The organism is Microbacterium sp. (assembly GCF_031180975.1).
Classification (GTDB): domain Bacteria; phylum Actinomycetota; class Actinomycetes; order Actinomycetales; family Microbacteriaceae; genus Microbacterium.
Window position 1 is genome coordinate 1 of sequence record NZ_JAPSLI010000006.1, and the last position, 20,766, is coordinate 20,766.

General features: G+C 67.9%; 18 protein-coding genes and 1 pseudogene. 9 read left to right on the forward strand and 10 right to left on the reverse strand.

The genetic code is table 11. The annotated features are described in order from the left end of the window. From RIF65_RS09525 to RIF65_RS09560, 8 genes and pseudogenes are all read left to right on the forward strand, one after another. Window positions 1-645: pseudogene (locus RIF65_RS09525) on the forward strand (HNH endonuclease signature motif containing protein); the annotation flags it as partial. 352 nt (window positions 646-997) lie between these two features. Further along, the gene (locus RIF65_RS09530) at window positions 998-1,873 is read left to right on the forward strand and encodes an ABC transporter substrate-binding protein (protein WP_309066244.1); all 876 of its coding nucleotides are present in this window, start codon (window positions 998-1,000) and stop codon (window positions 1,871-1,873) included. 19 nt (window positions 1,874-1,892) lie between these two features. Next, window positions 1,893-2,786, forward strand: a complete 894-nt coding sequence (locus RIF65_RS09535) for an amino acid ABC transporter permease (RefSeq protein ID WP_309066243.1) — start codon at window positions 1,893-1,895, stop codon at window positions 2,784-2,786. A 3-nt stretch (window positions 2,787-2,789) separates the two neighbouring features. After that, a complete protein-coding gene (locus tag RIF65_RS09540) occupies window positions 2,790-3,554 on the forward strand; it encodes an amino acid ABC transporter ATP-binding protein (protein ID WP_309066242.1) in 765 nt (254 codons plus the stop codon). Window positions 3,555-3,853: 299 nt separating this feature from the next. Next, window positions 3,854-5,731: an acetate--CoA ligase family protein gene (locus tag RIF65_RS09545; RefSeq protein ID WP_309082562.1), complete on the forward strand. Its 1,878-nt coding sequence runs from the start codon at window positions 3,854-3,856 to the stop codon at window positions 5,729-5,731. Then, window positions 5,728-7,164 carry an aldehyde dehydrogenase family protein gene (locus RIF65_RS09550; RefSeq protein WP_309066240.1) on the forward strand — a complete coding sequence of 479 codons (1,437 nt, stop codon included), beginning with the start codon at window positions 5,728-5,730 and terminating at the stop codon, window positions 7,162-7,164. The genes RIF65_RS09545 and RIF65_RS09550 overlap by 4 nt, the downstream gene beginning before the upstream one ends. A 63-nt stretch (window positions 7,165-7,227) precedes the next feature. Continuing rightward, window positions 7,228-8,331: a Zn-dependent alcohol dehydrogenase gene (locus RIF65_RS09555; protein ID WP_309066239.1), complete on the forward strand. Its 1,104-nt coding sequence runs from the start codon at window positions 7,228-7,230 to the stop codon at window positions 8,329-8,331. A 160-nt stretch (window positions 8,332-8,491) separates the two neighbouring features. Then, on the forward strand, window positions 8,492-9,706 hold the full coding sequence (locus RIF65_RS09560) for an NAD(P)/FAD-dependent oxidoreductase (protein ID WP_309066238.1): 1,215 nt from the start codon (window positions 8,492-8,494) through the stop codon (window positions 9,704-9,706). Window positions 9,707-9,784: 78 nt separating this feature from the next. Here RIF65_RS09560 and RIF65_RS09565 read toward each other — a convergent pair whose 3' ends face one another. From RIF65_RS09565 to RIF65_RS09585, 5 genes are read right to left on the reverse strand one after another with little or no spacing between them, the layout of a single operon-like run. Next, the gene (locus RIF65_RS09565) at window positions 9,785-10,627 is read right to left on the reverse strand and encodes a polysaccharide deacetylase family protein (RefSeq protein ID WP_309066237.1); all 843 of its coding nucleotides are present in this window, start codon (window positions 10,625-10,627) and stop codon (window positions 9,785-9,787) included. Window positions 10,628-10,652: 25 nt separating this feature from the next. Next, on the reverse strand, window positions 10,653-11,792 hold the full coding sequence (locus RIF65_RS09570; protein WP_309066236.1) for an acyl-CoA dehydrogenase family protein: 1,140 nt from the start codon (window positions 11,790-11,792) through the stop codon (window positions 10,653-10,655). Next, a complete protein-coding gene (locus tag RIF65_RS09575; protein ID WP_309066235.1) occupies window positions 11,789-12,937 on the reverse strand; it encodes an NAD(P)/FAD-dependent oxidoreductase in 1,149 nt (382 codons plus the stop codon). Before RIF65_RS09575 ends, RIF65_RS09570 begins: the two co-directional genes overlap by 4 nt. A 49-nt stretch (window positions 12,938-12,986) precedes the next feature. Then, window positions 12,987-13,751, reverse strand: coding sequence for an SDR family NAD(P)-dependent oxidoreductase (locus RIF65_RS09580; RefSeq protein ID WP_309066234.1), 765 nt, complete (start codon window positions 13,749-13,751; stop codon window positions 12,987-12,989). Continuing rightward, window positions 13,748-14,551, reverse strand: a complete 804-nt coding sequence (locus RIF65_RS09585) for a citryl-CoA lyase (protein ID WP_309066233.1) — start codon at window positions 14,549-14,551, stop codon at window positions 13,748-13,750. The genes RIF65_RS09580 and RIF65_RS09585 overlap by 4 nt, the downstream gene beginning before the upstream one ends. 156 nt (window positions 14,552-14,707) lie before the next feature. Here RIF65_RS09585 and RIF65_RS09590 point away from each other — a divergent pair, with 156 nt between their 5' ends. After that, window positions 14,708-16,372 carry a PucR family transcriptional regulator gene (locus RIF65_RS09590; RefSeq protein ID WP_309066248.1) on the forward strand — a complete coding sequence of 555 codons (1,665 nt, stop codon included), beginning with the start codon at window positions 14,708-14,710 and terminating at the stop codon, window positions 16,370-16,372. Between the two features lie 26 nt (window positions 16,373-16,398). Here the strand turns inward: RIF65_RS09590 and RIF65_RS09595 are convergent, their stop codons facing one another. From RIF65_RS09595 to RIF65_RS09615, 5 genes are read right to left on the reverse strand one after another with little or no spacing between them, the layout of a single operon-like run. Continuing rightward, complete coding sequence (locus RIF65_RS09595) at window positions 16,399-17,439, reverse strand: NAD(P)H-dependent flavin oxidoreductase (protein WP_309066232.1); 1,041 nt, start codon at window positions 17,437-17,439, stop codon at window positions 16,399-16,401. After that, entirely contained in the window at window positions 17,436-17,855 is a 420-nt protein-coding gene (locus tag RIF65_RS09600) for an acyl-CoA thioesterase (protein WP_309066231.1), read from the reverse strand. Before RIF65_RS09600 ends, RIF65_RS09595 begins: the two co-directional genes overlap by 4 nt. Beyond that, window positions 17,852-18,751 carry a nitrilase-related carbon-nitrogen hydrolase gene (locus RIF65_RS09605; protein ID WP_309066230.1) on the reverse strand — a complete coding sequence of 300 codons (900 nt, stop codon included), beginning with the start codon at window positions 18,749-18,751 and terminating at the stop codon, window positions 17,852-17,854. The genes RIF65_RS09600 and RIF65_RS09605 overlap by 4 nt, the downstream gene beginning before the upstream one ends. Beyond that, window positions 18,748-20,304, reverse strand: a complete 1,557-nt coding sequence (locus tag RIF65_RS09610; RefSeq protein ID WP_309082565.1) for a class I adenylate-forming enzyme family protein — start codon at window positions 20,302-20,304, stop codon at window positions 18,748-18,750. Before RIF65_RS09610 ends, RIF65_RS09605 begins: the two co-directional genes overlap by 4 nt. Continuing rightward, a complete protein-coding gene (locus tag RIF65_RS09615) occupies window positions 20,228-20,683 on the reverse strand; it encodes a MaoC/PaaZ C-terminal domain-containing protein (protein ID WP_309066228.1) in 456 nt (151 codons plus the stop codon). Before RIF65_RS09615 ends, RIF65_RS09610 begins: the two co-directional genes overlap by 77 nt. Between the last annotated feature and the right edge of the window lie 83 nt (window positions 20,684-20,766).

Sequence of the window (20,766 nt, forward strand, 5' to 3'; positions counted from 1 at the left end):
CTGGCGCTGGATGTGTTGTTGACGGGGGCGCCAGTCGGGCATGACACCCCGGACGGCCGGTTGGCGGGGATCGTTGCGCAGGTGAGTGTCACGATCCCGGTGACCACCCTGATGGGCGCCGGCGGGGTGGATACGCCTGCGGCGGAGCTGAACGGGCGCACCCCGATCGACCCGCACACCGCCCGACTCCTCGCCGGTGCCGCGTCCGGGTGGGATCGGGTGCTCACCCACCCCATCACCGGCGCCCTGCTCGCGGTGGACCGGTACCGGCCGGGGGAGCAGCTGCGCCGGCACCTGCGGGCCCGGGATCAACGCTGCCGGTTCACCTGCTGCGGCATGCCCGCCCGGCACAGCGACCTCGACCACACCCACGACGCCGCCCTCGGCGGCCCCACCGACGAAACCAACCTCGGCACCCTCTGCCGACGCCACCACGTGTTGAAGCATCACTCCCCGTGGCATGTCACCCAGCTCGGTGGCGGGCTGCTGGAATGGACCAGCCCCACCGGTCGGGTCTACATCGACCGCCCACCCGCGCAGAACACCGTCACCTTCACCGACACCGACCCACCCCCGCCGCACGAACAAGCATGGCGCGACCATGCCTGGGCCACCCCACCACCGCAGATCGACGCACCCTTCTGAACCCGGCGCGTTTCGTCTCGCGCCGCCTGCGGCGGTGCTCGCTCAACGACCGGAAAGGAGCGACCCGTACCAGCGCGGAGCGTTTCGTCTCGGGCGCGCTCCGCGCGCCTCGCTCAACGACCGGAAAGCGGCGGTGCCCGTTCAACGACCGGGATGAGGCGACCCGGTGCGATGCCCGGCGTGCGTCAGCGCCTGGAGGTCACGTTGACTGCACGGCAGAACCTCCCGCCCGGCACTCCCACGATGCGATGCCCGCCGTCTGGGTGTTCTTCCAATTGAGCGGTGACCGCCGACGAAGCAGAGTGGCTCACTGTCCCCCACCAGTCGACGACGACGGGAAGAGAAGATCAGGATGAACACGAAGAAGTTGGTCATCACCGCAGTCACCGCCACACTCGCGTTGGGCATTACGGCGTGCGGCTCCAGCACCCCTGAAGAGCCCGCGTCGGCGAAGCCGGCGGGCAACGGCGGCGAATACGGCCTCCCCGCGGACGTCACGAAGTTCACCATCGGCACGTCCGTGGGGACGGCGCCTTACGAGTACTACGAAGCCGGCAGCAACGAGGTCGCCGGCTACGAACCGGACCTGCTCGCCGAAGTCGCCGACCGCCTGGGTGTCGAGATCGAATGGAACCCCACCGACTTCGGCGCAATGTTCTCCGCTCTTGAGGCCGGCCGCACCGACTTCATCGCGAACGGTCTCATCGATCGCAAGAGCCGACAGGCTGACTTCGACATGCTCGACTACATCAAGGATGCCTCCGGGTTCCTCGGGCTGGAGGGCACCACGGCTCAGCTGAAGACGATGGAGGACGTCTGCGGTCATTCGCTCGCGGTCCCCTCCGGGACGACCTGGGAGGGATACTTCGACGAGCAGTCCAAGAAGTGCATCGAGAACGGCGACGAGAAGATCGAGATCGTGCTCGTCAAGGACCCGACCGCCGCCACCCTCGCCGTCACATCCAAGCGCGTCGAGTTCGCCGTGAACCAGCAGCCCCTGCTCGCCTTCGCCGCACAGCAGACCCAGGGTCTGGAGGTCGGCGATCTGACCTACCTCGAGGGCGTCGTCGCGATGGCCTTCCCGAAGGACAGCGACCTGCTGGAGCCGGTGCAGAAGGTGCTGGACGAGATGATCGCAGACGGCACCTATCTCGAAATCCTGGAGAAGTGGGGCATGGACGACCTCGCCGTCGAGAAGACGTCGGTGAACGCCGGGACCGCCGAGTAGCCGGGAGGTGCCCGAGCACATGAGTGATACACAACAGGTGGGAACGAGCGGGCCGGACACCGACCGATTCGGGATCGTCCTCGACGCGAAGCCAGTTCCGCGCCGACACTGGGGCCGCTGGGTCACGGCGATCCTGGCACTCGCGTTCTTCGCATGGATCACCCTGATCCTTGCCGGTAGCCAGATCCGGTGGGAGCAGATCCCCGCCTACGTCTTCTCCTCATCGATCCTGGACGGGCTCGTCGGCACGATCCAACTCACCGTCACGGTCATGCTCCTCGCGATCGTGCTCGGAGTGCTCGTGGCCGTGGCAAGGCAGTCCGGAAACCCCGTCCTCGCAGCACTCGCCGGTTTCTACGTATGGATCTTCCGCGGCGTCCCGACGCTCGTGCAGCTTCTGCTGTGGTTCAACCTCGCGCTCATCATCCCCGAGATCCACCTCGGCCCGCTGTTCTCCGGCTCGACCAACACCCTGATGACGCCGTTCTTCGCAGCGCTGCTCGGGTTGGGCCTGTCGGAGTCGGCATACATGGCCGAGATCGTGCGCGGCGGGATGCTGTCGGTGCCACCAGGACAGGTCGAGGCAGCCCGTTCGATCGGGATGACGCCCGGGATGACGATGCGCCGCATCATCCTTCCGCAAGCGCTCCCCGTGATCGTCCCTCCCACCGGGAACGAGTTCATCGGAATGCTCAAGTACACGTCGCTCGCATTTGCGGTGTCGTACATGGACCTGCTGAGCCAGGCGCAGAAGATCTACACCTCCAACTTCGCCGTGATCGAGGTTCTGCTCAGCGCGACGGTCTGGTATCTGGTCCTCGTCAGCGTCTCGATGTTCCTGCAGCGGCAGCTGGAGCGTTCCCTGGCCCGCGGCCGCCGTCGACGGACGCGGCCGATCCGAAAGGCGGTCTGATCGATGGGAAGCATGGTCTACGCGCAAGGGGTGCACAAGAGCTTCGGTTCGCACCACGTGCTGAAGGGGCTCTCGCTCAAGGTGAGGCAGGGAGAGGTCGTGTGCATCCTCGGCGCATCCGGCTCCGGCAAGTCCACCTTCCTCCGCACGATCAATCATCTGGAGCGCATCGACTCGGGCCGGATCTTCGTCGAGGACGTGCTGATCGGGTACGAGGCACGCGGCGGACGACTCCATGAGATGCGCGAGCGCGACATCTGCCGTCAGCGCCAACGGATCGGGATGGTGTTCCAGCACTTCAACCTGTTCGCGCACAAGACAGCTCTCGAGAACGTCATGGAGGGGCAGATCCAAGTGCTCGGTCGTAGCCCCCGCGAGGCGGAGCAGCGCGGCCGGAAGCTCCTCGACCGGGTGGGACTCGGCGACCACTGCGACCACTACCCGAAGCAGCTCTCCGGCGGGCAGCAGCAGCGCGTTGCGATCGCAAGGTCTTTGGCCATGGATCCGCAACTCATGCTGTTCGATGAGCCCACCTCCGCTCTCGATCCCGAGCTCGTGGCTGATGTGCTGGCGGTCATGCGCGATCTCGCCGAGCAGGGCATGACGATGATCGTCGTCACGCACGAGATCGGGTTCGCGCGAGAGGTGGCCGACACCGTGGTGTTCATGGCCGACGGCGTGATCGTCGAGCAGGGCTCCCCCGCGGAAGTCATCGACAACCCACAGGAGGAGCGCACCAGGCAGTTCCTCGCGAACGTGCTGAAATGAACGCAGGACAATCGGACACGGCCGTCATGGCGCCGAACGTGCTGGTGCCGTCGTCGATCCTGGTCGTGGGCTCCGGCTCCGCGTCGACCCGTGCCGGGACGACCCTCCGATCCCTGCGGCGGAACGCGTCTGCCGGCGGGGTCGCGCACATCGACACGGATTCCGGGCTGGACGCGGTCCGCGCAGCGCTCGCACGCCCGGCATCCCCTCACGTCGATTGCGTACTGGTGTACGACCTCAGTCCGCGAGAGATCGCAGGGCTGATTCCCGCGCTGTGCCGTCTCGGCGCCCGGACGCTCGTGCTCGGCGCGGGCGACACGGAAGGGCTGCCGGAGCTGATCGGAGCGGCACGTCGTACCGGCATCCGTGTGCTCGGGCCGGGCGCCTACGGCCCATTCACGGGCGACAGCGGACTTCTGATCAACCCCGTGCATGGCACCGAGCCGACCGGTCTGGGGGTGTTCGCCCAGAGCGGCAACGTGGTCCTCGATGTGGTGGCCGCTCTCCGCCGGACGGGCGATCTTCTCCCCCGGTTCGCGTGGGGGCTCGGGCGCAGCAGCGACCTCGGTCTGGCGGAGGCCGTGGAAGCGGCGGCTGCGGATGACGCCTGCACGGCCATCGCCATTCACGCTGAAGGCTTCAACGAGGGCGGCAGGCTGTTGCGCGCGGTATCGGAGGCAGCCCGATCAAAGCCGGTTCTCCTTCTCCAGGGCGGCACGTCAGCCGCGGGCAGTGCTTCTGCGCTGTCCCACACAGGCAGCCTCAGCACCTCGCGGGCCATCGTGAGCGGTCTGTTCCGGCAGGCCGGGGCGCAGGTGGTCGAGCGGGTCGACGATCTCACCGTCCTCGGTGCCGCGCTGTCAACGCTGCGCGAGCCCCGTGCGGACGCCGTCGCCGTCGTCGCGGACGGCGGCGGTCAGGCGACGCTGATGATGGATGCACTCGCCGACCGCGACGTTCCAACGGCGTCGCTGTCCGCCTCCACGGTCGAGCGGGTGGCAAACCTCCTCGGCGCAGGGAGCCACGTCGCGAACCCGGTTGATGTCGGAGTGAGCCCCGTCGCGCGCCCGACCGTCGCCTTCGAGGTCGCAAGCGTCCTGCTGCGCGCAGCAGAGGTGGACTGCATCGTCGTGGTCGGAGTCGTGGGCGGCTATGCAGTGCACTTCGCGGCTCCGGAGCTCGAAGGCGAGGAGACGGCTGCCGCGGGGGCGATTGCCGACGAGGCGGCGCGTCTCGGAAAGACCCTGGTCTTCGTGTCCAGCTATTCGGGCGATCTGCCCCCGGCCTATCGCGCGCTGCGCCGCGCCGGCTTCCCCGTGGTGGATTCCATCGACGACGCCGCGACGATCGTGAGCGCCGTGCGCGAACGGGCCGCGTTCCTGCGCACGGCGGACGCCCGGTCCCGTTTCATCAACGCGGCCGAGCCGAGCGATTCCGATTCCTCAGGGTCGGCGGTCGTTCTGGACGAGGCTGCGAGCCGCGGTAAGCTCGCCGGTTTGGGACTCCCCCTCGGTTCCTTCGATGTGGTCCGCACCGCGGACGAGGCGGTCGCGGCGATGGAGCCCGGGCGGGAGTACGTCATCAAGATCGTCTCGCCCGACATCTCCCACAAATCGGATGCCGGTGGGGTACGGCTTCGCGTCGCTCGGGAGAACGCTGTTGCCGAGTACCACCGGCTGCTGTCGGACGTGAGGAGGAACGAGCCCGACGCGCGCATAGACGGCGTCTCCGTGGCACCGATGGCAGAGCCCGGCGTCGAGATCCTCGTGGGCGCCTATCGCGATCCGCAGTTCGGCGCCTGCATCGCTGTCGGGTCCGGCGGCATCCTCGCCGAACTGATCCGGGACACCGTGGTTCGGGCCGCGCCCGTGACATCACATGAAGCGGCCGAGATGCTGACGATGACGCGGAGCGCGCGACTGTTCTCGGGCTATCGTGGTGCGCCTGCCTCTGATCTGGACGGACTCGTCGAACTCATCGTGACGGTGAGCGAGATCGCGGCCGCTCACCCCGAGATCCTGGAGATCGACCTCAACCCCGTGATCGTTTCGCCCACGTCGCCGCAAGTCGCCGATGCACGGGTCGTCCTCAGGCAGGATGCCCCGGCACCCCACCCTGGCACCCACATGGCGGAGACGCCACCACAACACACCACCACATCAAGGAGACCGACATGACTGGCGCGATGATGACCGCTGAGACCCTGTTCGACGCCTGGCGTGTCGAGATCGGGACCGCCGATTCCTCGACCGTCCACAACCCCGCGACCGGCGAAGCCATCGCCGCCTACCGGAATGCGTCGCCCAGCGACGTCGATGACGTGGTCGCGGTCGCGAAGGACGCATTCGACAGTTGGGGACGGACGACTCCCTCGGAGCGTTCATCTCTCCTGCTGCGGCTCGCGGACCGCCTGGAAGAGACGGTGGCCGACTTCGCCGCCATCGAGAGCCGCAACACCGGCAAGCCGGCGTCGCACGCGGTGGCCGAGGTGGCGGGCAACATCGACTTCGTGCGCTTCATCGCGGGCGCCGCGCGGGTCTCCCACGGTCTGGGCGGCGGCGAGTACGTGCTCGGCAGGACGTCGGCCGTGCATCGCGAGCCGATCGGCGTGGTCGGCCTCATCACGCCGTGGAACTACCCCCTGATGGAAGCGATCTGGAAGGTGATCCCCGCTCTGGCCGCCGGAAACACCGTCGTCGTCAAGCCCTCCGAACTCACGCCGGAGACGACCATCAGACTCGTCGAGCTTGCCCAGGAGACCCTACCGGCAGGCGTGCTCAACCTCATCCTCGGCGACGGCAGGGCCGGCGCAGCGCTCGTCGAGCATCCGGACGTGCGGATGGTCTCGCTCACCGGCGACACGTCCACCGGAAGGAAGGTCGCCGCGGCAGGAGCAGCCTCGCTCACGCGAATCCACCTCGAGCTCGGTGGCAAGGCAGCCGTGATGGTGTTCGCGGATGCTCCTATCACCGAAGTGGCGGAGAGGCTCGCCCCCGGCGCGTACGTCAACGCCGGCCAGAACTGCACTGCGCCTTGCCGCATCATCGTCGAAGCCTCGGCCTATGACGAGTTCGTGGCGGCGTACTGCGCCGCCGTCGCGTCGCTCAGTGCGGGTGCCCCCGAGGAGGACGCGGACCTGGGTCCGCTGATCTCACAGCGCCAGTTGGACCGGGTGAGCGGGTTCGTCGAGCGGGCCCGCGCTGCGGGCGCGACGGTTCCAGTCGGGGGAGCCCGGATCGACCGCCCCGGGTACTTCTACGCACCCACAGTGGTGCTGGACCCCGCGCAGGACTCCGAGATCATTCAGAACGAGGTCTTCGGGCCGGTGGTCACGATTCAGGCGGCCGAATCCGAAGCAGAGATGCTCGAGATGGCCAACGGAGTTCAGTACGGTCTCGCGGCGAGCGTGTGGACGTCGAGCCTCGATCGGAGCCTGCGTCTCTCCCGAGCACTGACTTTCGGCACGGTCTGGGTGAACGAGCACGACGTGCTCGCCAACGAGATGCCGTTCGGCGGATTCGGTCAGTCGGGATACGGCAAGGAGCTGTCGGCTCACGCCATCGACGAGTACTCGCAGTTCAAGCACGTGATGATGGCCGCCTCGCTCTGACCCGACCGCCCCGCCACCCGCACACATCCATCGGCTCGCAATGGGCCGCCGAGAAGGAGAACCATGAAAGCCGCACTGGCCACCGAGATCGGGCCCGAGGCTCGCTTCGACATCGTCGACCTCGAGATCGACGCTCCGAAGGGACGCGAAGTCCTCCTCGACGTCCGGGCCTCCGGACTGTGTCACAGCGACCTGCACGCCATCCGCAACGACTGGGGTTTCCCCGTCCCTGCGGTCTTCGGCCACGAGATCGCCGGCGTCGTGCTGGAGGTCGGTCCAGCTGTGACCGATGTCAAGGTGGGTGACCACGTGGTCGCGTGCGTCGTCCCGTACTGCGGAAGCTGCCGGAACTGCCTTGCCGGACGCAGCGTCGACTGCCTCCACCCGGATTACATCGACCGGCGCGCCGGTGAGCCGCCGCGCATCACGATGAACGGTGAACCGATCGTGCAGCAGTTCGCGGTCGGCGGCTTCGCCGACAAGGCACTCGTCAACGAGAACATCCTCGCGGTCATCGACAAGGAGGTGCCGTTTCCGCAGGCATGCGTGATCGGTTGCGCCGTCGCGACCGGAGCCGGCGCAGTCATCAATGCAGCACACGTGCGGGTCGGCGACAGCGTCGCGGTGTTCGGCACCGGAGGTGTCGGACTGAACGGCATCAGCGGTGCCGTCCTGGCCGGGGCCGGCCGCATCATCGCAGTGGACATCGACGATGCCAAGCTCGACGTCGCCCGCAGATTCGGCGCCACGCACACGGTGAACTCCTCACAGGAGGATGCCGTCGCCGCCATCCGCGAGCTCACGGGAGGCGGAGTCGACCACTCATTCGAGTTCATCGGTCTTCAGGTGACGCAGCGCCAGGCCTACGAATGCCTCGGCAAGGGTGGCTCCGCGTACGTCGTCGGCATGGCGAAGTCCGGCTCGACGGTCGTGCTCGACACGTCGGTCCCGTTCCTCAGCGCCGGCAAGGCCGTGCGCGGGGTGTCCATGGGCTCGACCAACCTCAAGCGCGACATCCCGATGTACGCCGACTTCTACCTGCAGGGGCGGATGAACCTGGACGACCTGGTCTCCCAGGAGATCGCCTTGAGCGAGATCAACGACGCGTACGACCAGCTGAGCCGGGGCGGAATCATCCGTTCCGTGATCACTGACTGGACCCGATGACGCCTGCCTTGGTAGTCCAACAACGAACCGCTCCTCTCGACGTGGGCGATCCAATGGTCGGCGCCTGACGCGGCCCATACGCTCGTGTGGAAGCTCTCGAGCACCCAACCCCGTGGCCGCCGGCGGCGGCCGGACACTTCTCCAAGGAGGCGAAGAAGCTGTGACCAAATCGATCATCGTCGTCGGCGGTGGACTGGTCGGCACATCGACCGCGTACCACGCGGCGAAGGCCGGCCTCGACGTGACGCTCATCGAGCAGAAGCACGTCGCGCACGGCGCGTCCGGTCGCAATCCCGGTTTCGTCTGGCTGCACTGCCGCAACCCCGGATGGGCGCTGGACATCTCCCTCAAGGGTGTGGAACTGCTGCGGCAGCTCCGCCAGGACCTCCCTGTGCCGTTCGAGTTCCGGCAGGAGGGTGGGCTCATCTACTTCACCCAGGAATCTCAGCGGAAGGTCATGGAGGAGTTCGTCGAGCTGCGCAGTCGCCACGGGCTCGATATGGATCTGATCGACACCCACGCCGTGAAGGAGAAGGTGCCGGCGCTGCGCGACGACGTTCTGGGAGCCAGCTTCTGCGCCAACGACGCCCAGATCAAGACTCCGACGGTCGTCGCCGCTCTCGCGGCCGGTGCGGTCGCCCATGGCGCGCGCATCCACGAGCGTCTGCCCGTCACCAAGCTGCTCCGCTCCGGCGACGCCGTCGTCGGCGTGCGCACCCCGGATGGGGACTTCTACGCGGATGTCGTCGTGGTGGCCACCGGAGCGTGGACGGAGCACTTCATGCGCGACGCGCTGGGGCTCGAAGTGCGTGTCGGGCGCGAACGGCTCCAGGTGATGGCGACCGAGAAGTTGCCGCGCAGCGTGGGCCCGATCACCTACGGCCCCGAGACGGCCAAGGTGTACACGCTCTTCCGTGACCTGCCGTCCTGGAATGAGGAGGCGTTCACGTCCGACATCGAGCGTGAACTCGGCCACACCATGTTGACGCTTGCCGCACAGCGCGCGGACGGCGAGATCCTGCTGGGCTGCCCGATCGACTATCCGGGCCACGTCGACCTGCGCCCTACGCTCGACGGACTCGGAGCCATCTCGAAGACAATCGCGCGCGACTTCCCCAGCCTCGCAGACGCCGCCATCGACCGCGTGTGGGCGGGTGTGCTGCCCTTCACGTCGGACATGGTGCCCATTGTGGACTTCGCCTCGCCGGGGCTGTTCCTCGCGGCCGGGCACGTCTTCGGCAACTCCTCTGGTCCCATGACCGGCAAGGTCGTGGCGCAGATGCTCCTCGGCGAGGAGACCGACGTCGACATGCATGAGACTCGCTGGGATCGGCCGCTGGACCCCATCGTCCCGGGCAAGACTGTGGTGTGGTGACGACGAGTCGTTCATGACACGAAGAAGAGGGGCGGATCATCCGCCCCTCTTCTTCGTGTGAGCGGTCAGTCGCCGCGCTCAGTCGTCCGTCCAGCGATCCACGATGTCGCTGATCGTGGCGAACCAGACTCCGTCGTGGGATGCCACATGCTCGAGGAATCGCTCGAACATGAGCAGGTGGTGGCCTCGCGCAATGGTCTGCGGGTGCACGGTCAGCGTGAAGACGCCGTTCGGCACGCGCTCGTAGGCGAAGTCGAAGAGGTCGATCCAGCGGCGCAGCACGCCCTCGGTGTCGACCATGCCCACGCTGCGCGGCAGGTTCTCCAGCACCGGGAAGTCGTCAAGATACCAGGAGACTGGGACCTCGACGAAGGCGCTGGGGGTCCCGAAGACGTTTCCCTCCTCAAGCGAGAGGGACGCCATCCGACGAGGACGGTACAACTCGAAGTCTCGTGCCATGAGCGAGGAGTCCCACGCGAAGCCGTACTCCTCCAGAATGTCGGCCGTCGCCGCGCTGAAGTTCCACGAAGGCGAGCGGTAGCCACGCGGCCTGTGGCCGACGATGCGCTCGTGAGCGGCCAGCTGGACGTCCATGAGCCGGCGCTCCTCGTCGCGCTCCATCTTGTGGATCGGCTCGTGGTAGACCCCGTGCGCGGCGATCTCGTGCCCCGCCTGCAGGATGGCGTCGGCGGCGGCCGGGAACGTCAGCAGCGAGTGGCTGGGCACGCACCAGGTCGCCGGTATCGCGTGCCGGGCGAGCGCGTCGAGGACCCGTGGAACGCCGACTTCGGCACCGAATTCGCCTCGCGAGAGATACGAGGGGGAGTCGGCGCCGAAGGTGCCCATCCAGACGGCCTGGGCGTCGAGATCGGAGGTGATGGCGACAGCGAATCTCGTGCCATCGGGGAGCGCCAGCGGCATGTCATTCTCCTGAGGGTGGGGGTGGTCAGATCCAGGCGAGGTCGGGTTCGCCCGCCGTGGTGCGGGCGCCGACGAGAGGCTCGAGGACGCTGTTGGCGCCTTCACCGGCGAGGAAGAGCGCGGCGTCGCGCAGGTGGCGCGCGAAATCCAGTTCCTCGGTGTAGCCCATGCCGCCGCCGAGCTCCATCGCGGTGGTCGCTGCATGCATCGCCGCTTCCGCGGCGACGATTTTCGCGGCCGCGGTCTCCGCGTCGTGGCGGCCGCCACCGTTCTTGCGCTCGGCGGCGAGCAGCACCAGACCCTTCGCCGCCGCGATCCTCGTCGTCATGCCCGCGATCCGGTGGCGTACGAGTGCGTTCTCGCTGAGGGGAGCCCCGAAGGCCGCCCTCTCCCGGACGCGCTCGACGGCACGCCACAGAGCCGAACGCGCGACGCCCACAGCCGCGGCCGCCACGGCCAGACGGCCGACCTCGAGCGCGTCCATGATCTGCTCGAACCCCCTGCCGGGGACAGCGCCGATGAGACGATCCGCGCCGACTGTGATCGTGTGCGCACTGATACGACAGGTCTCCACACCCAGAGTTCCGAGCTTGGGCAGCCGGCGCTCGACCACCCACTGCTCCCGGTCGATCAGGAAGAGGCTGAGCGCCCTCGCGCCGCCGGCGTCCTCTCCTTCGCTGCGCACCAGCACGAGCATGTGGTCGGCGTGCTCCGCGTGAGTGATGAGGGTCTTCTCGATCGAGAGGATCCAGTCGTCCCCCTCACGGTGTCCGCTCGAGGTGATCGCCTGCAGGTCAGAGCCCGCCCCCGGTTCGGTGAGCCCGAGGCACGACAGACGAGCACCGGTTGCCAGCAGCGGGAGCCATCGGTCGCGCTGCTCTGGCGTGCCGTGATGCTCGAACGTCCACACCGCGGACGAATGCGCGTTGACGATCGGGACGAGGCTCAGCCACGCCCTGCCCATCTCCTCCAGAGCGAGCGCGTACGCGCGCAGGTCCCCGCCGCACAGCCCGAACAGACCCAGCTCCCGCATCTGCGGGAGGAGATGCGCCGGGTACCCGCCGGCGGCATCCCATTCGTGCGCGTGGGATCGGACAAGATCGGCGAAGGCCGTCACGGGAGCCAGCCCCTCGACGAGGGAGTCGATGACGACTCCTCCGGTCATGAGGCCGGCGCCATCGTCTTCAACGACGGTCGATCGGCCGCGAAGCGTGCGAGGTCGCCCACCGTCGTCTCGCCGGCGATCAGCTGGGCGATGCGCTGTCCCGCCAGCGGAGCGGTCAGTGCACCGTTGACGTGGCCGGTGCTCACGTAGAGACCGCCGACTCGGTCCACGATCGGTGCGGCATCCATGGTGATCCCCACGAGTCCGGCCCACAGCCCGGTGACGCCCAGCGTTCCGAGCTCGGGATGCCGGCGCTGCAGCGAGCCGATGAGGTGTGATGCAGCATCCGCGGTCAGATGCGGGTTGAGCGACTCAGCACGATCGAAGGTCGATCCGATGACGATGCGACCCTCCGCGTTCTGGACATACGTCTCTTCGAACCGCAGACGCTGCGACCGACCCTCCAGCAGCGCACTGGCGCTGCGAGCGAGTCGGGTCGAGATGGCGCCGGTGGGCTGCGTCTGCAGCATCCCCACCCTGACCACCTCGAGCGGCAGCTCGACACCGTCGGGGACGAGCTGCTGGGTCCAGGGCCCGGCGGCCCAGACGACGGCGGAGGCGTGCACCTCGCCGCGAGTGGTCAGCACTCCGGTCGCCTCGTCGCCATGCCGAAGAACCCGGAGCACCGGAGTGTGCTCGTACACGCGCACACCGAGCTGCATGCAGAGCGCTCCGAGACTGCGCACGAAGGACGCGATGTCCAGGCGCCCGTCTTCCGCCGACAGCGCCCCGCCGACCGCTGTGTCGGGCACGAAAGCCGACTCGGCGCGGGCCTCTTCCGTGGAAAGCAGCCGCACATCGAGGCCGATGGCCTGCTGCGCATCGACCAGCGCGCGCAGCTCCGTCATCTCGGCGTCATCCTCGGCAAAGACCACACCCCCCACCCGGGAGAAATCCGTCTTCAGGCCATGATCTGCGACGAGCCGACGGTACAGATCGTTGGTCGCACGCAGATCCTGCACGTCGTCGTCTGTGCGCAGCCCCTGCGTCCAGATCGCGCCCAGGCTCCGTCCCGATGCCCCGAACGCGAGGAACCGCTGTTCCAGGAGCACGACGTCGAACCCGCGCTCGCGCAGCGCGAAAGCCGTCGAAACCCCCGCCACGCCGCCCCCGACGACGACGACATCCGTCTGCTCCAGTTGCATCTCTTCCTCCAGATCGTGCCGTTGGCCAGAGCCTACGCTGACGCCCGCGTCAGGTGGCGGTCCAGCCGCCGTCCACGCTGATCACCTGGCCGGTCAGGTAGCTCGCGCTGTCGTCGGCCAGGAAGCGGACGACGTCCGCGATCTCCCGCGGCTCGCCGCTCCGGCCAGCGGGGACGAAGGCATCCATCATGTCGCTGGTCGCCCCTACCCCGCGATTCACGTCGACGATCCCCTGCAGCTGCTCCGCCGAGTTGGCGCGGATGTCGGTCTTGATCACTCCGGGGGCGACCACATTGCTGGTGATTCCGTGCGGTGCGAGGTCGATCGCGAGTCGGCGGTTCATGCCCTCGAGACCGGCCTTGCTGGCGGCGTACGCGAGTCCGTCCGCCGCACCGCGCTGCCCGGCGACGGAACCGATGATGATGATCCGTCCGCGTCGCTGCGGGATCATGAGGTCCGACGCGGCCTTGACGCCGTAAAACGCGCCCGTGAGGTTCACGCCGATGATACGGTCCCAGAGCGTCGGGGTGGTCTCATCGATGCCGGCGTAGCCGTCGAAGATGCCGGCGTTGCTCACGAACACGTCGAGCCCGCCGTCAGCGCCGGCGCTCTCTACGAACGAGCGCACGGCATCGGGGTCTGTGACATCCGCCACCGTAGTGCGAATGTCACTGCCGATCGCCTGCTGCGCGGCCTCGAGCCTGGCAGCGGAGATGTCGGCGATGTGCACGCGGTCGCCGTACTCGGCGAACGCCTGCGCGATGGCGAGGCCGATGCCCGACCCGGCTCCGGTGATGGCGACGTTCCTGCTCATCGTGCGTACTCCCATTCCGTGGGCAGCGACCTCTCGTCACTGCTGTACTCGACCTGATCCGGATGGATGATGCGGATCGGAGTGCGCGACGCGAGTTCCTCGGACACATGCGCGACGACGCCGGGAAGTGTAGAGATGATCGAGATGCCGGTGCTCTCCTCCGCGGTGTACCCGAGCTGTGCGAGCAGCAGACCCATCATCCCGACGTCGTTGACCGGAATGGATTCTTTCCCCGGCAAGGCGGTGAAGGCCCGGTGCAGCGCCTCATAGACGTCGCCGACGCTGTTCCACACACCCTCCTCGATCGCGACGTCGCGGAGCTTCTGCGCCCGAGGGTCTTCGAAGCGGAAGACCGGATGCCCGATCCCGGGGATGCGCTTCTTCTCGGCGCGCAGTTGCGCGACAGCCCGCTCCGCGAATGCCTCCAGGCTCTCATCGGACGCCTCGAACGCTCGCGACTGTTCAAGCGCGAACCGGACGGTGTCCGAAGGGTCGAGCGTGTACTCGCCGACCGCCAGCGCCGCTCCGGCCAGCGCAGCGCTCATGGACGGATTCGCGGAGGCGATAAAGCGCGCGGCGACGGTGCCCGGCTTCTGCAGGGCGTAGTCGAGCACTGCCGTGAGCACGCTGTCCAGAACGCGCCGTTCGCCTTTCGTCGGCAGCTCACCGCGGATCAGCAGGTGGACCGAGTCCGCGTAGGTCAGTCTGCCGATCAGAGTCTCCAGGTCGTACCCACGCACTCGGACGGTGCTGTCCCCGACCACGCTCACGTCAGAACGCCAATAAGCCGACTCAGTCATGTGCTGCCCTTCGATCGTCGCTCGTCACGAGGAAGAAGCTATCTCGCAGGCCACGCCAGGTCTCTCGTAAATCTCCCCACGCTGTCGCCCGGCTTTGAGTACCGATTCAAAGCACGGCTGCGTCAGACTGTTCACGGATGGAGGTTCCCCGTGAGCATGCGAAGTGCTGCCGCCTGCACGATCGCGACGCTCGTCGAGAGCGATGCGGTCCGCCTCGAGCACGTCGCCGGCCCGGATGCTGCTGAGCGCGCCGTCTTCTCCGCCACGTGCATCGTCCGCAGAGAGGACCTCGACACCCTTCGCGAAGGCGATCTCGTCGTCATCGGGGTGCTCCCGGTGCTCGAGCAGCTGCCGCCCCGGGAGTTCGCCGATCTGTGCGCCCGCGCACGCGTGTCCGCGATCGCCTGGCCGGAATGGATGTCCGCCGGAATCCCGGCGGCGATCGTCGAGGGCATCAGCGCCGGCGGCGTCGCCTGTTACGTCCTTCCCGGGCAGGCTCGCCTGGCAGATGTCGTCGAGGCCATCGCGCACGCGCATGCCGCTCCAGACGTCACACGTTTTCAGCGTCTGCTGCACATGCAGCAGCAACTCGTCGAGTCGCTGCTCGACGAGCCCCCGGTGGAGTCGATGGTCCGCAAGCTCGCCGATCTCACCGGAGGAATCGCCGGCGTCACCGACGAGAGGGGCAACGTCGAGGCGGCATCGGGAGTGCTGCCGTTCGTGCTTCTCCGGCAGGAGGCCGCCGCGACCAGTGCGTCGGACGGCGTCATCGAAGTCGCGGGATGGGTCGCCGTCGGTCGGCGGCTTCGCAGCCTGCCCGGCGAGGCGGTGCGGTGGCTTTTCGTCGCGCGCCGTCATCAGGGGTTCGCGACCAGCTACGTGCAGGCCGCAGCCAACGTGACGGCCGCTCTCCTCGACGGAACGCGGCGCATCAACGAGATCATCGCGCACCAGGATCTCGCGACCAGGGCGTTCGTGCTCAAGGAGGCTTTGGAGACCGAGCCGTACGAGACCTCAGAGCTCCTCGCGACGAGGGCGGGCGCGCTGGGCATTGACTTCGCAGCCGAGGCGCGCGTCATCGAGGTGCGCCGCGCGCGGCAGCTGACCGTCAGTGCGGCCGGGCCGCGGAGCCTTCGGGATGCCGTGTTGGCCGCCTTCACCACCGCCTCGCTGCTCGTCCTCGAGCACGACGGAGGCGCCACCGTCCTGGTGCAGAGCAGCACGGAGGACCTGGACCAGGGGCTCGACCGTCTCCTGCGCAGCGCCCCGGGTCTGCTCGTCGGCGTCGGACGTCCTCTCCGCCGGATCGGTGAGGCTCGGGTGTCCTGGCATGACGCGACGCTCGCGGCACAGACCGCGCAACGGACGAGGGGCAGGTCCGTCGTGCGCTACGACGATTTCGATCTGGGTACGCGTCTGCTCGCCGATGTGGACCGGACGGACATGTCGTATTGGGTCGACGAGCTGCTGGCACCGTTGCGAGAACGGCCGATGCTGATGGAGTCGCTGGTGGCGTACTTCGACCAGAGCCTCGACATTATGAAAGCCGCGAAGCAGCTGGACATCCATCACAACACGATGCGTTACCGGCTGACGAAGGTCGAAGAGGCGCTGGGGGGATCCATCCAGTCGCCGGCGCGGATAGCATCCTTGCATCTGGCTCTCTCGGTCGAGGCGACCCAGCGCGCCGGCACGAAGCCGCTGAAGCCCGCCGTGCGACCCATTCATCATGCCGCTGACATCGGCGACACGGATGTGCTCCGCGGCGGAGCGGTCGATCCGGGCTTCACGGGCGCCGGCGAGCAACCGATCATCGGCTGATGCCGGCACCCGCGCCCGACCGGTCGTCAGGCGAGCGAGGAGAGAATCTCGTCTGCCTGCGCCGCCATCCCGCGGACGATGTCGCCGGCGGGCGTGAGCTCGTACACCGAACTGATCCCCTGGCCGGCCGGCATCATGCCCCACTCGAGGTCACCGTCCTGATACCCGGTCTCCACCCGCATACCCGCCACCGCGTACTGTCCGGGGAAGGCCGCCGGCTGCGTGGCTGACTCCTCCCACTGCGAGGTCCAGCGATTGCGGAAGGCACGCAGCGGCTTGCCCGTGTACGCCCGGGTCAGCGTGAGTTCCCTGCTTTCGCCCTGTACCACGCGCTGCTTGAAGGCCTCGTGCCCGAACGCCTCGGGCGACGCGATGAAGCGGGTCCCCACCCAGACGCCGTCGGCGCCGAGCGCTCGCGCAGCGGCCAGACCTCGACCGTCAACGATTCCACCGGCCGCGAGCACGGGCAGGCTCACACGGTCGACGACCGCGGGGATCAGGGGGAGGGTGCCGGTGTATCCGGTGTGGCCGCCGCCTTCGGTGCCCTGTGCGATGAGCAGGTCCACGCCCGCCTGCTCTGCTGCGATCGCCCGCCCGGTCGAGCCGACGAGTGCGGCCACCTTGATTCCACGCCGGTGGCATTCCTCGATGAAGTCGCCCGGCGCCGCGAAGGTCAGGACGACGAGGGCGGGGGCGGCGTCCAGCACGACCTCGACCTGGCCGCGAACGGCCCCGGGCGTGAGCAGGGGCTCGACTCCTGCCATCTTTCCGCGGTCAGTGGGGTCGAGCTGAGCCCACAGCTCCCGCACCGGACGCCACTGGTCGTCGTCATCGCTCGTGAGCGAATCCGGGAGCAGGAGGTTGACGGCGAATGGCTTGCTGGTCGTCGCCCTGATGCGCTCGATCTCGGCTCGCAGCGCCTCCGGGAGGAAGCTCACTCCGCCCAGGCAGCCCATCCCGCCCGCCTCGGACACGGCCGCGACGAGGGGCGCTTGCGCCACTCTGGCCATGCCCGCGGAGAAGATCGGGTGCTCGATTCCGAACATCTCGGTGGCCCTGGTCTTCATGATGACTCTCCTTGGTGCTGGGCGATCGCCACGAGGCGCTCGCGAATCGGTTGCGGGATGGGCGCCGAGCGCCCTACCCCTGATGTCACGTTGACGTAGGTCGTGGTGATGCTGGCCAGGTCGTGTTCGCCGCGCCGGACGACGAAGTGGAGCACCGTGCTGGTGGTGCCCACGTGGGTGCAGGTCACCGTCACGACCAGATCGTCCCCCAGGCGCGCAGGCGCCCGGAAACGCAGGTCGATGGCCACGACGGCGGGGTCGAAGCCGAGGGCGATCAATTGCGGGTACGTCCACCCGAACCCGTCGAAGAACTCGGTCATCGCGGCATCCGCCAGTTCCAGGTACCGACCGTTGAAGACGATGCCCTGGTGGTCCACCTCATAGGAGCGCACTCGATGCGCGTAAGTGAACGTCATGCCTGCTCACCCAGGCGTCGGTAGAGGTCCTCGCGAACGTTCGCGAGCCCGGGTGGTTCCGGATTCCGCCGAGAGGCGCGCAGCAGGTCGAAGTCGAGTCGCGCGTGGAGCAGATCCCCCTCGCGCGTGTCAGTCACTTGCGCCCACACCCCGTCGTTCCGCCCGAAGGTGCGGTCGAGAGGCACGGCGATGCGCGCGTTCCCGGTGCCGTGAATCGCCCCGTCGACGGGGTAGCCCATCGACGCCACGAGGGGCGACACGACGACGTACATCTGATTCTCCATCGCACGCGCATGCGCGCCGATTCGCACCCGCTCCGCACCGCGAGTGTTCCAGGTGAGAGATGGACAGAAGATGACCTCGACATCGCGCCCGGCGAGGAGTCTGGGCACCTCGGGGAACTCGATGTCCGCGCAGATCTGCACCGCGGCCCTCACGCCGTCGACCTCGAAGACGGCGACGGCCTCCCCGGGCTCGACCCCCATCTTCTGCTCGGCCGGGGTGAGATGGAGCTTGTCCTGCTGCACCAGGCGGCCATCCGGGAACGCGACGTAACAGGTGTTCCGGACGGCACCGCCGTCCGTCGCGCGCAGATGACTGCCGCCGACAACGATCAGATCCAGCGCACGGGCGATCTCGCGGTAGAGGCCGATGACCTCATCCGTGAAGCGCGGGAAATGCTCGCGGTACACGCGATCCAGATCAGCGACGCGGAGCTCCTCCCTGTCCGGGCGGGCCGCGAGCAGCGAGGTGGTCACGAGTTCCGGCAACACCAGCACACGGCTGCCCGCTGTGGATGCCGCATGGGCCGTCTCCGTCACTCGACGGGCGAACGTGGCGAAGTCGTCGTCCGCGGCAAGCGCGAACTGAGCCGAAGTGATCTCCAGCGCAGTCATGACCGCACCGCCAGCTGTTCTTCGACGCGACGCCGGTCGATCTTGCCGGTTCGCTCATTCACCGGGAACGAGTCGACGACCACGACCTCTTCCGGCACCTTGTAACCGGCCAGTTCGTCGCGACACCGAGCAAGGACGGCCTCCGCATCGGGGTGCACGCCGTCCGCCCCTGTCACGACGACGACGATGCGCTGACCGAACCGCTCATCAGGCAGGCCGAGCGCCACGGCATCCGCGACATCGGGCTCCTGACGCACAACGCGCTCGATCTCGGCGGGTGCCACGTTCGCGCCACCGCGGATGATCATGCCGGAAAGCCGTCCGAGCACGCGGATCAATCCGTCCGCTCGGACCTCCACCAGATCGCCCGTCCGGTACCAGCCGTCCGTGAGCACCCGCGCGGTCGTCTCCGGATCACCCTGATACTCGGTGAAGAGCGCGGGCCCGCGGGCATAGGCCTCGCCGATCCCCGGAGATTCGATCCGCTGACCGGTGTCGGGGTCTCTGAGCTGGAGATCGGCCCCGGGTACGACCCGCCCGGCGCATCCTTCGACGGGGACAGGATCGATCACGGGGTCGTAGGTGACGACGGGAAAGCACTCGGAGGCCGCGTACACGTCGTGAACCGGCACTCCGGTGAGGGCTCGCCACCGATCGAACACGCCCTCGTTGCGCGGTTCTCCCCCGGAGATGCACAACCGGATCCGGTGCTCGTCGAGGCCGCCCCTGGTTTCGATCAGATCGACGAGTTTCGCGAAGATGGTCGTGACGCCCGCCACGAAGGTGACGCGGTCCGCGCTGATCGCCTCGAGGACCGCCTCGGGCTTGGACCGCCGGACCGAGCGGACGCGACCGCCGGAGAGCAGGGCGGCCATCGAGGTCGTGACGAGTCCGAACGCCCAGGCCATGGGCAGGACGACCAGTGTCGTGTCCCCCGGCCCCAGGCGCCAGACGTCGCCGTAGGCCGCAGCGCCGGCGAGCACGCTCGCGTGACTGTGCACGACCGCTTTCGGGCGCTGCGTCGACCCCGAGGTGTAGCACACCAGGGCTGCCGCGCCGCCGTCGGGTTCCGGCCCCGCGAAGGGCCCGGTCGGGACGACGTGACGCGTGAGGGAACGCGTCTGGGTTCCCTCCGGGATGCGCTCCGCGAGTTCTTCGTCCGCAAAGGTGAGCTGCACGCCGGAATGCTCGAGTGCGTAGGCGATCTCCGCCGCGGGCGAAGACGGGTACACCGTGACGAGGGTCGCCCCGGCCCGCCACACGCCGAACGCATGGGCGAGGAATCGTGCCGAGTTGCTCGCGATCACGGCGACGTTCTGCGCGCCGGCGGCGCGCACCTCGTGGGCGACGGCGTCCGCCAGTGCGTCCAGGTCGGCGTTCGTCATGTCGCCGTGCTCATCTATCACGGCGACGCCGGCCGGATCCGCCCCCGCGCGCTGCCGCAGATGTTCGGAGAAGGTGCCAGGCATGAGGTCCTCAGCTCGAGCGCTTGAACATGACGATCCACTGACCGTCCTGGCACACCGTGCCGTTCTGATTCTCGACGCGCACATCGAACGTCACAATCCCACGATCGGGCTTGGAGGACGACGGCTTGACCTCGGCGACGCTCTGCTCGACGTGAATGGTGTCGCCCACCTTCACGGGCGCCTTCAGGTTCCAGGTCATCCCGAGGAATGCGATCGCGGTGCCTTCCTTGAGGCCGAGGCGCGACTCCAGTCCGGTCGCGATTGCGAACACGCCGGGACCGTGGAAGATGCGGCCGCCGAACGGTGTCGTCTTGGCGAACTCCTCATCCGTGTGCAGGGGGTTGAAGTCTCCGGAGAGACCGGCGAAGAGCGTGAGGTCCGCCTCGGTGATGGTGCGCGCCGGGCTGCGCCAATGCTGACCCACCTCGAAGTCGTCGAAGAAGAGGGCGGTTCCTTGGGGCATGAGTGTTCCTCTCGCGATGGTTCGTCGGTGCCCTCGTCGCTGGCACCTTCTGACACGATCCCCGATCGCTCCCACCGGCCGTA